A 13,752-nucleotide genomic window follows, 5' to 3' on the forward strand; every position below is an offset into this window, starting at 1 on the left:
GCCCCCAAAACCCCTTGAGCCCAATACCACCACGAGGATCATGAGCGCTACCGAACAGATGGACTGGTTTCATGAGACGTACAAGGAAGCGCTCAACGACGCCACCATCCATTCGAAAGACGAGGACAAGCTCAAGACAGTCATGCAACTTCACCAATACATTGGTGAGCGCACCAGTGAAACGGGCATGACGTTCAAAAAGGTGTTACTCCAACACCCTGAGCTCTCTTACCTCAAAGATCGTCCGGCTGAATTTGCGGCGCGCGGCACCTATCATAAGCTCGAACGAGAGAAGAAAATCGACGCTGTGGCGCACATGCGCGACGAAGGTTGGGGGTTTTTCTTTGTCTATGACGGCCAAGACAGTCTCAGTCAGCAATTGGCCCCGTCGCTGCAAGCCTTTTCCGATACGCACGGGATTGAGATTTTAGGATTATCGCGTGATAAGACCTTTGTCTCCGGCATTCGAGATAACCGCAATAACGACAACAAAGTCGAGGTGCCTTATGCGCCTGCCCTGATTTTAGTCAACCCCAATACGGGTGAGATGAAGCCGCTCGCTTACGGGTTTATTTCACAAACCGCGTTGTTGGGGCGTTTCTACAACGTCGCCAATGACTATCAAACGCCCGATTTTTAGCGCGCCGAGTCTTGCCGCTTCAAATCTCTCCCCTGTTTTGCACCGTCACGTCCTTAAATGACGGTAAACCAAGAGAACATCATCATGTTGATACGAACCCTTACTTTACTCTTTTTGCTGCTTTCGCCTTTCGCTACGGTGCAGGCTGCGCCCAATGACGATTACGCGATGGTGTTCTTCTTTCGCAGTGATTGCCCTTATTGCCACCGTTTTGCACCGAAACTCAAACGAGTGACCCATCGGCAACAACTGCAGACGTACGCCTTTTCGCTGGATGGCCAAGCCGTTCCTCATTACCCCGTCCCTATTCCGGCGACGCCCGCGGTGAGTCAGATGTTTTTTGACAATCCCCGCAACATCACGGTACCCGCGACGTTTTTGATAAACGTCAATTCTCAGAAGTTTGTGCGCGTGTCTATTGGCGATGTGTCGGAGGTGCAGTTAGAAACCAGCATTCGCCACATTTTAAGCGATGCCGACACCTTAGAGGCCATACGATGATCCGACCTCACCACACCCCACCAGGGCGAGCCCGTCTTATCGCTTTGATGCTCAGCGGGTTACTCACTGGCGCTTCCTACGCCGGCGGCGTCAATTCGTCGTTAGACGGTTTTTTTAATGGTCTCGGTTACAACGCCAATGTCACCCACCCCAATGCTTTCAAAGGCCAAGCCGCGAATTATTACAATGGCGGCTCTTTGTATGCTCGCACCCCCATAAAAAGTGCGCAGCTCATGAGTGTGCACTTACCCGAAGTCTCAATGGGTTGTGGCGGGATTGACGCCTTTATGGGGGGATTTTCTCATATCAACGCCGACGGTCTTGTGCAATTTGGCAAAGCGGTGGTGCAAAACGCGGCGCCGTTTGCGGTCGACCTGGCGCTTCAAGTCTGGGCACCGCAAATCAAACAAATTCGTGACAACCTGCAAAACATTGCCGATAAGTTTCTCAATCAGTCGATCAACTCTTGTGAAGCGGCGCAGGCGGGGGTCAGTGGACTGGCCGCTACCTTTGGCGGTCCGGCGGCGAAAAAGCACGTCTGCGCCACCATCGGCACCAAAGGCAACGTGTTTGATGATTGGGTCGGCGCGCAAGTGGAGTGTGGTGTGGGCGGTCAGTCGAACGCACAGGTCGCACGCGCTCGCGCGGATGGCAGCGCTGGGTTGGAAGACATCGCCAAGACCAGCCACAACATCGTTTGGTCAGCGGCGCTTAAAAATGGCTGGTTAGCCGGAGATAAAGCGCTGGCTGAATTTTTGATGAGCCTGTCAGGGACGTATATTTATGACGCAAACGGTCGCCCCAAATACTACGCCTCCTTGTTAGCGGACAACAATAACTTGGTGGACGCAATGCTCAAAGGGGGGAAGATTGAGTATTACAAGTGTGATAACACCGATGAGAAAGCCTGTTTGTCTCCGCAGAAAAAAGAGCTGACTTTAGCGCAAGACAAAGGGCTCGAAGTGCGTATTCGTCAAACGTTAGAAGCCTTATACATCAGTATAGCCAATGATACGGGGCTCACCGACAATCAAAAAAGCTTTTTGGAGTACACCGATACGCCGGTGCTGGCGGTGTTCATCGGGTCTGTCAGAAGCAACCGTTACCCGAACTTTTCGGCGTACGCGCGCGTCATCTCGGTTGAGTTGCTAACCCGCTATCTCAGAAACATGCTGACGGTGGTGACCACGTCACTGAACCACACGCAAGTGGACAGCAAGGACATCGCTTTAATCATGTCAGACATCGATCGCGCTCGCGACTTCACCAATGGACTCTCAGACAAAGCGAAACGCGTGATATTGACCCAAGAGCAATTGACGCAGGCGTATAAAGAGAGCGACTCGGAAGCGATGAGCAAAATCAACAAACAACTGCTGCAGAACCTGTCCTTTGGAGGCTAATGTGACACTCGAATATTACACTTACACCCAAGGCGCGGCGATACAAAAGGCGCTCAATGCCATCGCCACTTTTTTTGTCAGCCAATCGTTCGCCTCAATGATGTCCATCTCTTTGATGATAGGCGCCGCGATGACCTACGCGTACTTTGTGGCGACACGTAACCCCAAACACATCTACATTTGGGCCATTGTGTTCGCCCTGGTGCCTTCGATGTTGATAAAACAAACCGTCACCATGCAAGTCATTGATAAGACCGAGCCAACGGCGGGATATTCGGTGGCCAACGTGCCCTATCTCATTGCCCTGCCGACGTGGTTCTTTTCGACCATGATGGTCGGTACAGCCGACGCCATCGAGTCCATTTTTACCACCACCGACGATGAGCGTTACGGTCGCACCGGCATGATGTTTGGGTCCGAGTTGTATCAGTTGTCGCGTCAAAGTGATTTAAAAGACGTGGCGCTGCGCCGTTTATGGAATGACTTTTTCCAAAACTGCATTATTGGCGACATCCAAATCAATAAAAAGTACACCTGGAACGCACTCATGAACGCGCCGGACACGTTTGCATTTTTGGATACCAAAAACATGAGCCCACTGCGCGGTGTGATACTCAACGACCTCAACCAGACCTTTAAAACCTGCGAAGCGGTGTACCCTGACATCAAGGCCCAATTCACCACCTCCGCGGGGATTGAGCTCGATTTGATTGCGACCTACCTGCACGGCGACAAAGCGTCAACCTATAAGGCGCACGTAAAAAATGCCATGTCGAACAGTTATCAGAAATTCATTGGTATCAGCAACAACGCGGTCGATGTCCTCAAGCACAACATGGCGATGAACGCGATGCGTTACAGCATTAACACCCTCGACCCGTCCGCCAGTGCGATGAATTACGCGTACACCTCGAACAAAATGCAGCAAACCTCAATGTGGGCGACCCTTGGTATGCAGGCCAGAGAGTTTATCCCGATGTTGCACACGATGCTCTTTACCCTGTTTAGCTGTCTAGGGTTCATGGTCGCGGCGGCGGCGCTCATTCCGGCGCTCACCAAGATGGTTCTGACCAACTACATCAAGACGTTCGCCTACCTCGCCACTTGGCCGGCCCTGTTTGCGATACTCAATGCGATCATGACGTGGACTCTTGAGTCGCACTCAAGCGCGACCGCGAATCCAATGCGAGGTCTCTCATTATCGAACAGCAATGCGATTGATGAGCTGCACATGCGCTACGGCTACATGGCCGGGTTTTTGATGATGACCATTCCAGTGCTTGCGGGGAAAATATTGCAAGGGGGCGTGGCCGCTGCGCAAGCCATGAACTACCAACTGGCGGGGATGATCAACAGCACCAACGCCCGCGTCTCTGCGGCGTCTTCCACCGGTAACATGGACTTTGGTAATCTGCAAATGCAAAACCACAGCCTCAATAACACCTCAGCCAACAAGTTTGATGACAACATGCTGCTAAGAACCGGGATGAACACCGCGCAGCAGCGGGATGGCTCAAGCATCACGAGCTTACAAAATGAAGATGGCCGCAGGCTGTATAACGCGCAGGAAGCGGAATCCAAACCCTTATGGCAAGCGCAAGCCTCGAACATGCTGCAAAACAGCGTCAACGATCAATATTCTGACGCAAAAACCGCGCAGACGCAGAATATGAACAGTTTCAACGACAGCTTCTCGAAAGGCTTCCAGCAAAGTGACCGTTGGAACGATAACTGGAGTAAAAACCGCTCTTATGGCGACGGTCAAACGATGTCGACCGAAGGGCAAATCAGTCAGTCGCATTCGAAAATGGACTCGGCGATTAAGAGTGTGTCTGAGACCATGGGCTGGACGCATGATCAAGCGCAGGCGTATGTGGCGGCGAAAAATGCCGGCGTTGAAGTGGGCACCCCGAAATTCTTTGGGACGAGCGCCAAAGCCGGTGCCAGTTGGAGTGAGGAGGATAGAGAGTCATTCAGTCACATGAACGCGGAGCAGAAACAAGCCCTAGCCCAAGCGACTTCGCAATACAGTGAAGGGGCGACGGAGATGCAGCGCGCAGGCCGCACACTCGATGCGAAAGAAAATCGCAGTGAAGCTGAGCAATACGCGCACGACTTTGCGATCAATGCGCAGCGCACTCAACAAACCGCGGCCGCGGTCAATGAATCGAACGCACAGGTCGACAGCCTAAGCCACATGCAATCGAGAGTGAAAAACGACACGGTGAATTTCAGTGCCAGTGCCATCACAGGTTTCCAGCAATATTTAGAAGAAAATAGTCCTAAAGAAGTGGGCCGCTTGATGAACGCCAGTCAGCCGGAAGACATGCAAGATGTGAGAGAGTGGTTTGATAAATACACGCACAGCGCTGGTTTCCAGGAGCAATACGGCGTCAACACCTCAAAAACGTCACTCAATGAGCTCAAATCTTTGTATCAGCCCAAGGACTTAGGGCAAACGCCAACGCTCCAACCAGAGCAAGCCTCCTTAATGAACACGGGCGCTGAACAATCGTTAACCAAAACACAGGAGGTGGCCGCTGATATGTTTAAGGTCAATGAGAGTGGCGAGTTGTTTGTCGACAGCTCCTACCATAACGTGAAAGGGAATGCTTTACTATACGCGGGACATTTGCAAAATGAGGTGCAAACGGCCCCAACGCCGACCGCCGACGGCAATCATGGAGTGCAAAAGAAAGTCGAGGCGGAAGTTGATACCACCCCCATTAAATCGACCGAAGTGGCCAATTATCCCGCTGCCGGCTATCCCCTCATGCCGCCTAAAGATAATGGTTAAAAACACAGCGCTGTATATTTAAACACATAGTAAACTGTGTTAATATTATGCCTATATTAGTGAGGGTTGGAGTGATATATGAAATGGATAATAGGCGGTTTACTCAGTGTGTTGGTGAGCCTACCAGCTATGGCGCAACCGTGGCACAAAAGCCCAGCGTTAGAGCAGCTTATCGTGAAACTGAACACCAGATACCAATCGGATGATCTACATTCATTAGATATAAAATTAATGGATCAGGTCGACAACTTGTCTTATTTCATCCGCTACCTTGACCAACCTGGCACCGAACAGCACGCTAAGCTCAAAGCGTTTTTGTGGGGAATGCAGGCCGCACACATCGGCAGTATTAACCAACAAATCCAGACCAATGTGGTGCCGTGGTTTTGTCCAGCAGGCGGCAGCTTGAAGACAGTCAGTCACAACGCGAAAAACCCGACCGAGTTCATAGAGAACATTATCTGGTATGGGTTAGAGCAGGATTTGAAATTCAAGCCTAATCGATTCAATGCGTATGATGGAGCGGCTTCTTTTATGTCTTCGACAGCACTCATCGAGTACGGTCTACAAACTAAATACCCGTGTTACGACCAAGTGCCGCAATCGCACCGTTTGGTGGGCTTTAACTACTAGCCTCCTTAACACCAACCACACTCTAAAAAGGCACGCCACACGGCGTGCCTTTTTCATGGGTGATAACAACGAAGATATTCTTCCCCCGCCACTGGCACCCAAGTTAGGCGACTGACGAGGGCTAGTCTTACTGCTGGTGATATTAAACAAACGCCAAAGCTGGAAGAGTTCCGAATGCGAGGTGTTTAGCTGTCTCTGTAGTAGTCGAAAAAGAGTTTAATTGATCTGGGATAAAATTAGTCAAGTTACAGGTTCTTTAACTTGACTAAACTTGACTGACTGGCTGTTCAACAATATACTTCGGCCATGAAAAAGAAATTAAATATTCAAAACGCCTTGAGTGCAATGGAATCAGCTGGTTTAACACAGACAGCTGTTTCAGATAGCTTAGGTGTCAGTAAAGAGGCTGTTTCTCAGTGGTTAAATGAGAAGTCATTCCCTCGTCCTAATAAGTTGCTACAGCTTGGTAAACTACTAAAGCTGAGTTTCGCCGATCTTGTTATCAATGAAGATCCTCATGCCCCTGTAATTGCCTTTCGCAAGAAAGCAGGGACAAAAACAAAGGATCACCATGTTGAGAAAGCGCAAGAGACAGGGCGATTTTTACGTCATTTAGTTCCTTATTTACCTTTCGAAACATTAGAAATGCCGCCGATCTTAAAGTCTCCAACATGTGACTATGAGTATTTGCGTAAAGTTACAGCGAAAGTACGAAAAGATATAAACCTTAGTGAAACTGAAACTGTAGATTTTGACCATTTAATACGTCGCTTTAGCGAACTACAAGCCGTAGTTGTTCCGGTACTCTGGGGGACAAAGCAGCGTCATGAAAATGCTATTCATATACATCTCCCTGACTCTCAAACCACATGGGTATATCTTAATTTAGATACAAATATTCATGATTTTAAATTCTGGATGGCACATGAACTAGGACACTGTTTGTCTCCATCTTTGTCGGGTGATGAAGCAGAAGATTTTGCAGATGACTTTGCTGGTGCTCTACTTTTCCCTAATGAATTAGCAAAAAAAACATATCTAGATATTTTCAAGCTAGGATCGAGTTCAGCCAAAATTTCAAAAATATTAGAGATCGCAAATAGTCAATGTATTTCACCTTATACAGTACTGGGCCAAGTGAATAAATATGCGTTGAATGCCAAAGTTCAGGAAATAGACCTACCTAAATCTTTTTATGGTGCTATTACGAATTTTAATAAGAAATTTAGTAATTTAAGTGAAGCTTTACTAGGTAATATCTCTGAGCTTGATGCTCGTGATTTTATTAATAAGTCAGAGAAAGCTTTTGAAACGCCTTTCTTTGATTTGCTAAAAAGATACCTCAAAGAGGAGAGAAAAGGCCCTGGTTTTGTTCAATCAGTAACAGATATGCCACTATTGGATGCACGTAGTATCTATTCTGAGTTGACTTAAATGCCCCAGTCTAAAGTCTTAGTTGATACCAATTCATACCTCAGATTAGCCCAATCAATTCGACCATTATTGTTTGTTTCTTTTGGTGACGACGATTACTGTCTTTATATCCTCCCTGAACTCAATGAGGAACTTGGTAATCGTCGATTAAATTCAAAGTTCCCATGGGTCAATGAAGAAGAATATGAAGAGAACAGAAAGCATTTCCCTACAATAGGGCGCAAACAAAAAAATGCAATAAACCACTCATTTTCATATATCTGGGATTACGTTACGACGGACTTACCTGGCCCCTCAAAGGTTGATGCCCTCTACATTGCGTATGCGCTAGAGTTAGATATTCCTGTGGTGACAGATGATCAAGACATGGCTGAGTTAGCCGAAGCGTTTGAAGTGAAGTCTATTCCGACTTTAGAGTTAATGAAAATTATGCATGACAACGGTCATGCAGATATCGGAAAAATCAAAGGTATTGTTGACTATTGGATCGCAATTGGAGATTGCCCAGCTAATCTACATCGTGATCTTAAGAAATTTTTTCCTGAGTTATAAAAACAATCAACCCTTGTGAGACCCCTGAACAAGCAGAACATTCAATGGGTTCACTTTCCCAACGCTGTACGACTTTACCCACCCCACTTTCGTGTTATGGAATAAATCAAGGTTCGCTCTACCAGCTATATGCTTGCATGTAGTAAGTAGAGTGAGCCAGACAAACGCAGTGCGTCAGAAGTATTTTCGTTTTTAATCGATAACCCTAGCTCACTGAGAGCGACCAACCCCTATTTTTTTCGTCTCAGAAAATTTTAGTGGACCGTCTCTGTGGGCTACTTTATTGATGGTAAGAACCGGACGGGTTTTGAAGTTATTTTATATTTTTCTCTCACTTCCCCTCTACTTCTCGGCCCTTTCCTTGTTATCGAGGTGATACGCAGATCACCGTATTATGGTCATGTTATTCGGGGCTCCAAATGGACGATTAATGTGAGAACTCGATCATGCTTTTTCTTTGCATTAGCCCATAAAATAGTTAAATCATATCTCCTCTCAACATGAGGTTAAACATTACAGTACTCATTAGCATGCCTAACAATTTTTTGAAATATTACATGGATCTATTATCACCATTAGGAAGCATAACATCGCACTCTATGTTCGGCGGATTTGGTTTATTTTCAGATAAGACAGTTTTTGCTTTCGTTGCGGAACAACGATTATGCATAAGAGCGAATGAAAGCCAAAAAAAAGTGTTTGAAAAGCGTGGATTTCAGCCCTTTTCTTATACAAAACGGACGGGTCGGGTTGTCACCTCTTATTACATCCTACCTAATGATGTATTGAAGGATCGCAACCAAGTGCTTCAATTAGCTAAAGGTGCACTGAACGATTCCCAGAATAGAGGGTTATCAAAACGTTTATCTTTCCCCGTTAAATTGAGAGTATTACCGAACTTTCAAGCAAGCACAGAACGGATGCTCAGAAAGGCTGGTATTGATTCTGTTGAGTGTTTATATCGTGTTGGCGCAGCCAACGCTTTCCTCGCCATTCGAGCTTCGCATAATGTTCCCGTTAAACTTGAACTGCTTTGGATTCTAGAGGGAGCGATACAAGGTGTACACTGGTCGGTCGTTTCTAACCAAAGGCGCAATGAGTTAATCCATTTGATTGAAACTGTGTGACTATATCTATAAAAACGGCAAACAACGAGCCAAAGCTCTGAAGCCCTCTTTATTTATAATTACTGTAATTGAAGGTGATGGAAGTCTTTCGTGGCTTGTTACCATATAAAGGGGCAATAGAGCATTAAACCACCTTTCGTTTAATGCTTTGTAATATTGATATGTGTTTGCCAGCGCTAAGTCATGGGGGCTCTGTCCATTGCCCTGACTTTTTGCTGAGCCAAGGGCATCGAGTAGATCAAGTATGACCGTTATAGTCGTCTGCAGGGGCGCTTTTTTTGAGTAAAAGAAACTAGCGATTAATCAAAAAATCATCCATGGATTGACCCGCATCTAATTTCGTTTGAATGGCCGAAGGTGTGCGACCTTGTCCTGTCCATGTTTTTTCAGTGCCGCTCTCATCAGTGTATTGGTATTTCGCGGGTCTTGATTGACGAATTTTTTTTGTTTTTGGCTGTCCAGAGAGCGCGGCCAGTAAGTCCTCTACCCCTATTCCAATCTCTGACATTTGTTTTGCCATTTCAGCCACTTTGGCCTCTTTTTCTGCGCGCGCTTCACGTTCAACTTCTTCGCTTTCCTGGCGTTCCAGATACACGGTTGTTAATTTATCCAGTGCGTCTTCAAGCTGCTCAAAAGTTAATTCTCGAGAGAATGCTCGCAAAGTGCGAATGTTCAGTAACGTTTTAATCATTGGGTTCATGTTAAGCCTACTTATTGTTGAATTTTTATATGACTAAGCGGCTGCATATATAATGCTTGTCGAAGTGTGTGTCAAAATTCATTTGAAAGTAGTGATGCTTTGTTAACTGGGTCTCATATAAAAGCTGAGATGGCATAGAGGGGGAGAAATGAAGAGGTCATTGTCCAACAACGCGCTTATCGCTCACTTTTTGGGGAGGAAATGCGATGCAAGAGTAAGTGAATCACTTCATGCTCATCCACATGCTCGATTTCTACCCGATAGACACCTTTGGCTTGCACGGCCTCAGTCAGCGCTTTGAGGCGCGTCGTTTTGACAGTCATCACCAAGGGTTTAATTTGGTTATTGTCTTTATCAAACCCCTCTTCAATTTCTGACTGGGTCATATACAAGGTCTCCTCCTCTCTCGCTTTGTCGGGATGGTCGATCTCGGAAGGAAATTGGTGCTGCTCATTGAGGTCTGTCAGCATGAGATAGAGTTCATCCGCCTGGGACAATCGAGCCTGAAACTCAAGGTTCAGTTGATTGACCGCCCACAACTTTTGCTCAAGATTACCTCTGGTTTGGCGACCAATAGTGAGCATGGTTTTTAGGTCGTTCTTGCACACAGAGAATTGAGCCTGCTTTACTTTCGGTTTGAGGTATTTCACCAAGAAGGCATTGCGTTTCTTGACCGTCCAAAACCCGCCTTGCTGACTCATAGTGCAATAGAGCGTCAGCAGTGAATGGGTAACCAGCTCATCCAGAGCTAGGTAGTGTTTTAAATTTTGACTCATCAAAGCGCTCTGTTTATCCAATCAGTCGCACAGTGTATCAAATCCCCAATGAAAATCATGGCGTAAGCGCGGCCTTTCCTTTGAATGGCAGTGAATACGTTCATTTCACCACTTTACCTTCAACGCCAACTCTTAAATAAGGAGCGACGATGCGTACCCGTAAGAAAAGTAACCATTTTACCCGAGGTGGCCAAGTCACCTTCCATTCCATTCGAATGTTCTTTCAAGTCAACAACACCCTCATCAAGTTCATTGGTTTTGGGATGTTATTGGCTACCCTCGCCCTGACACTGTGGCAAGCTCCGCGTCACGCCTTTTGGGGTGAGTTCTATTACTGGCGGAACATTTTATACGCTAAGTTCGGCAAACCATTAGACAGCTTGGTGACCACGGTGTGGGACGGTGAGCGCTACCAGTCCACGCTCGCGTCTCAGCTTGAAAATGTCGTGCTTCTCGATATTCACGCCGAGGTGTGGCGCAACTTCCAAGTCTACTACCTCATTTCGATGTTGGTCGGATTCTTCATCTTTTATTTGCTGCAGCGTTTTTTCAAAGAGCAAGGCGAGAAACAGAGTGAAGACTTTCATGTGCGTGGTTTTCGCCTGGTTGAGCCACAAGTCTTAACTAAGAGGCAAATTAAGCGCGCTAAAGTGAACCGTAAACGCGGTTATGGCGATGGCACCATTTCTAAATTTAAGATTGATGGCCATGCGCTGCTCAAACAATCGTTTGAGGTGCAACATCTGCTCATTGATGGCACCACGGGCGCGGGTAAATCAGTGATGATCCGCAAACTGGTGCGATGGATACGAGCGCGTGGCGACAAAGCCATCATTTACGACAAAGGGTGTGTGTTCACCAGTAAATTCTACCGCCCTGAGACCGACGTCATATTGAATCCGTTTGATGCTCGATGCGCGAATTGGGACGTGTGGTGCGACGCGAAAGACGCCCCCGACTTTGAGAACATGGCCGCGGCCCTCATCCCACAACACGGCGATGGCGATCCGTTTTGGGTTGACTCAGCGCGCACCATTTTTTCATCCACCGCCTTTCGCATGAGCCAGGACAATAAACCCGCGACGACCGCACGCCTATTGAGTTTAATTTTGACCAGTGAGCTTGAAGCGTTAGGTAATTTTCTTGAAGGCACCGAGGCGGCGGCCCTGGCATCGAAGGACATCAAGAAAACCGCGATTTCCATCAAGTCGGTGTTGGCCACCTACATGAAAAGCATGCGTTTTTTAGACGGTCTTGATGATGAGCATCGAGACGAAGCGCTGCAGAAGAAGTTTTCTATTACAGACTGGGTGCAAGACGATAAGCAAACCGGGTTTTTGTTCTTATCGAGTAACGCGCAGCAGCATGCGTCACTGCGACCGCTCATCTCCATGTGGTTGGCTATCGCGTCCAACGCCATTTTAGGATTAGAAGCCGATGAAGACCGCCGCATTTGGGTATTGATGGATGAAATGCCCAGCCTTCACAAACTGCCAGAATTGGGTTCCATCATAGCCGAAGTGAGAAAATTTGGCGGGTGCTACTTAATTGGTATCCAATCGTACGCGCAGTTAGTGAAAACCTATGGCAAGAACGCCGCCGATGAGATGTTTGATTTGTTGAACACGCGCTTTTTCTTTCGTGCTCCTTCCGCACAAATGGCGCAAATCTCTTCCAAAGACTTGGGGGAGCAAGAAGTCGATATTTCTAAAGAAAACGTGTCGTACGGTGCGAACACGCTGCGTGATGGCGTGTCATTGGGCCATCAAACGGTCACAAGACCGGTGGTCTCGCCGAGTGAGATCCAAGCTTTGGATGATTTGCAATGTTACTTACGCACGCCAGGTGTCGATCTCATCACTAAACTGGATTTGGAGTTCGATGTCATGAAAGACATCTGCCCTTCTTTCAATAAACGAAGCGTGACATTGTCACAGCCTATGCAGGAGGCCTATGCCCAAGCCACCTACTACGAAAGCGTCGCACCGAGCCTTCACCTATCTAAAGAAGAGCAGCAACCCCTTCTCGACCTGCAACAAGCCAAGTTCGATTCAAAAGAAGAGATGCTCAACGAGGCAAGCCAAATGAAAGAAGCGATGCAAAGTGACACCGTGCAAGCGATGGTCGAGTCAAAGGCTCAAGACAATCACGAGTACCAGGAGCAAGCGCAACGCACCATTGAAGAGCAAGCCATCTCGCCGGAAATAGAGATGGAAGCGGGCGATATGGTTGAATAGCGCACCAAATAGTCGATAGCCACACAAGACAGAAATAGGTCATTGCATCCCAAGTCTATTAGATATTTTCATGTTACCGAGTTTGTCTAGATTCATCTTCGAGACCTTGGTCGTCTCGCTCTTATTTTCCGCACTTTGTCTTATGCAGATCACCGAGAGTCCATTTCAATGGACGCAACTTTTCATCGCGACCACGGGCTCTTTATTACTGTATGGTTTGAAGCGCCTCGTGGTGGTTTTTGTTAAAAAACGCCCCAACACGCCTCACTACATTGTACTCACCTCTGCAGGATTCGCTTTACTCCTGAGCATCAGCATGGAGTACTCTTTATTTGGTTTATTGCATTCGATAGGCATGACTTGCCTGTACTTGGCATTCATCGTGTCAAAAAGTGGACTGACTCAATCTTAGTTACTACTAAACATTTAGTTATAGTGCACTAGAAATGTACATAGAGCCTTATCATCTCGAATCATCACTATACAAAGCCTTGCAATAGCAAGGCTTTTAACTCCTCCTCTCGATATAACCACCGCTCAGTTTTGCTGTTAGCGGCGATTTGCGTTGCACAAGGACAATACTCATGCTTTCTATTAGCCCATTGAAATCCGCTTCTGGCGCTGCCAAATATTACCTCAGCGAAGAAAAACACAAAGACCTACCTGACGTCTCTTTAGAAAAAGACGCGGGCGATAACTACTACCTCAAGGAGCAAGACCAGGAAGAAAACACCTTCTGGCATGGCAAGCTGGCCATCGAAGCGGGACTGGCGGGTAAACCCGTAGAGCAAGCCACCCTAGAATCGGTGCTCTCTGGCAATCTTGGTGGTGAAACCATTAAAGGGAAACGAGAAAAACACAAATCTGGCTTCGACCTGACCTTTTCTGCGCCCAAATCCCTCAGCGTTCTTGCACTTATTGGCGGAGATAACCGCCTCATTGAAGCGCACAA

Annotated in this window: 12 protein-coding genes; 10 read left to right on the top strand and 2 right to left on the bottom strand. The window is 47.2% G+C overall.

Annotated elements, in window-relative coordinates:
* From traF to F0228_RS25340, 8 genes are all read left to right on the top strand, one after another.
* Window positions 1-640 (top strand): type-F conjugative transfer system pilin assembly protein TraF (traF, locus tag F0228_RS25305; RefSeq protein ID WP_171763039.1); only part of this gene is annotated, 640 nt, incomplete at its 5' end.
* A gap of 84 nt (window positions 641-724) precedes the next feature.
* The gene (trbB, locus tag F0228_RS25310) at window positions 725-1,141 is read left to right on the top strand and encodes a type-F conjugative transfer system pilin assembly thiol-disulfide isomerase TrbB (protein WP_016768055.1); all 417 of its coding nucleotides are present in this window, start codon (window positions 725-727) and stop codon (window positions 1,139-1,141) included.
* Entirely contained in the window at window positions 1,138-2,544 is a 1,407-nt protein-coding gene (locus F0228_RS25315; RefSeq protein ID WP_016768054.1) for a conjugal transfer protein TraH, read from the top strand. Before trbB ends, F0228_RS25315 begins: the two co-directional genes overlap by 4 nt.
* A gap of 1 nt (window position 2,545) precedes the next feature.
* On the top strand, window positions 2,546-5,341 hold the full coding sequence (locus F0228_RS25320; RefSeq protein ID WP_171763040.1) for a conjugal transfer protein TraG N-terminal domain-containing protein: 2,796 nt from the start codon (window positions 2,546-2,548) through the stop codon (window positions 5,339-5,341).
* Between the two features lie 78 nt (window positions 5,342-5,419).
* Complete coding sequence (locus F0228_RS25325; protein WP_171763041.1) at window positions 5,420-5,974, top strand: hypothetical protein; 555 nt, start codon at window positions 5,420-5,422, stop codon at window positions 5,972-5,974.
* Between the two features lie 306 nt (window positions 5,975-6,280).
* Window positions 6,281-7,408 (top strand): helix-turn-helix transcriptional regulator, encoded by a 1,128-nt coding sequence (locus F0228_RS25330; RefSeq protein WP_171387427.1) that lies wholly within the window; start codon window positions 6,281-6,283, stop codon window positions 7,406-7,408.
* Entirely contained in the window at window positions 7,409-7,960 is a 552-nt protein-coding gene (locus tag F0228_RS25335) for a DNA-binding protein (RefSeq protein ID WP_171763042.1), read from the top strand.
* 557 nt (window positions 7,961-8,517) lie between these two features.
* The gene (locus tag F0228_RS25340) at window positions 8,518-9,087 is read left to right on the top strand and encodes a TfoX/Sxy family DNA transformation protein (protein WP_171387428.1); all 570 of its coding nucleotides are present in this window, start codon (window positions 8,518-8,520) and stop codon (window positions 9,085-9,087) included.
* 292 nt (window positions 9,088-9,379) lie between these two features.
* Here the strand turns inward: F0228_RS25340 and F0228_RS25345 are convergent, their stop codons facing one another.
* Both F0228_RS25345 and F0228_RS25350 read right to left on the bottom strand, forming a co-directional pair.
* The gene (locus F0228_RS25345; protein ID WP_171763043.1) at window positions 9,380-9,787 is read right to left on the bottom strand and encodes an H-NS family nucleoid-associated regulatory protein; all 408 of its coding nucleotides are present in this window, start codon (window positions 9,785-9,787) and stop codon (window positions 9,380-9,382) included.
* A 176-nt stretch (window positions 9,788-9,963) separates the two neighbouring features.
* Window positions 9,964-10,563: a DUF2913 family protein gene (locus tag F0228_RS25350; protein WP_171763044.1), complete on the bottom strand. Its 600-nt coding sequence runs from the start codon at window positions 10,561-10,563 to the stop codon at window positions 9,964-9,966.
* Between the two features lie 149 nt (window positions 10,564-10,712).
* On the opposite strand from F0228_RS25350, the gene traD reads away from it, so the two are divergent.
* Window positions 10,713-12,800 carry a type IV conjugative transfer system coupling protein TraD gene (gene traD / locus F0228_RS25355; protein ID WP_171763045.1) on the top strand — a complete coding sequence of 696 codons (2,088 nt, stop codon included), beginning with the start codon at window positions 10,713-10,715 and terminating at the stop codon, window positions 12,798-12,800.
* Window positions 12,801-13,384: 584 nt separating this feature from the next.
* A partial coding sequence (locus F0228_RS25360) for a relaxase domain-containing protein (RefSeq protein WP_171763046.1) occupies window positions 13,385-13,752 on the top strand: 368 nt, incomplete at its 3' end.

Origin of the sequence: Vibrio sp. 99K-1, assembly GCF_013114585.1 — a bacterium.
GTDB classification, from domain to species: domain Bacteria; phylum Pseudomonadota; class Gammaproteobacteria; order Enterobacterales; family Vibrionaceae; genus Vibrio; species Vibrio chagasii_B.

Bases quoted from the DNA above. Each gene is read 5' to 3' on its own strand.
- trbB (WP_016768055.1), top strand. From the start codon at position 725: ATGTTGATACGAACCCTTACTTTACTCTTTTTGCTGCTTTCGCCTTTC.
- F0228_RS25315 (WP_016768054.1), top strand. From the start codon at position 1,138: ATGATCCGACCTCACCACACCCCACCAGGGCGAGCCCGTCTTATCGCT.
- F0228_RS25325 (WP_171763041.1), top strand. From the start codon at position 5,420: ATGAAATGGATAATAGGCGGTTTACTCAGTGTGTTGGTGAGCCTACCA.
- F0228_RS25330 (WP_171387427.1), top strand. From the start codon at position 6,281: ATGAAAAAGAAATTAAATATTCAAAACGCCTTGAGTGCAATGGAATCA.
- F0228_RS25335 (WP_171763042.1), top strand. From the start codon at position 7,409: ATGCCCCAGTCTAAAGTCTTAGTTGATACCAATTCATACCTCAGATTA.
- F0228_RS25340 (WP_171387428.1), top strand. From the start codon at position 8,518: ATGGATCTATTATCACCATTAGGAAGCATAACATCGCACTCTATGTTC.
- F0228_RS25345 (WP_171763043.1), bottom strand. From the start codon at position 9,787: ATGAACCCAATGATTAAAACGTTACTGAACATTCGCACTTTGCGAGCA.
- F0228_RS25350 (WP_171763044.1), bottom strand. From the start codon at position 10,563: ATGAGTCAAAATTTAAAACACTACCTAGCTCTGGATGAGCTGGTTACC.
- traD (WP_171763045.1), top strand. From the start codon at position 10,713: ATGCGTACCCGTAAGAAAAGTAACCATTTTACCCGAGGTGGCCAAGTC.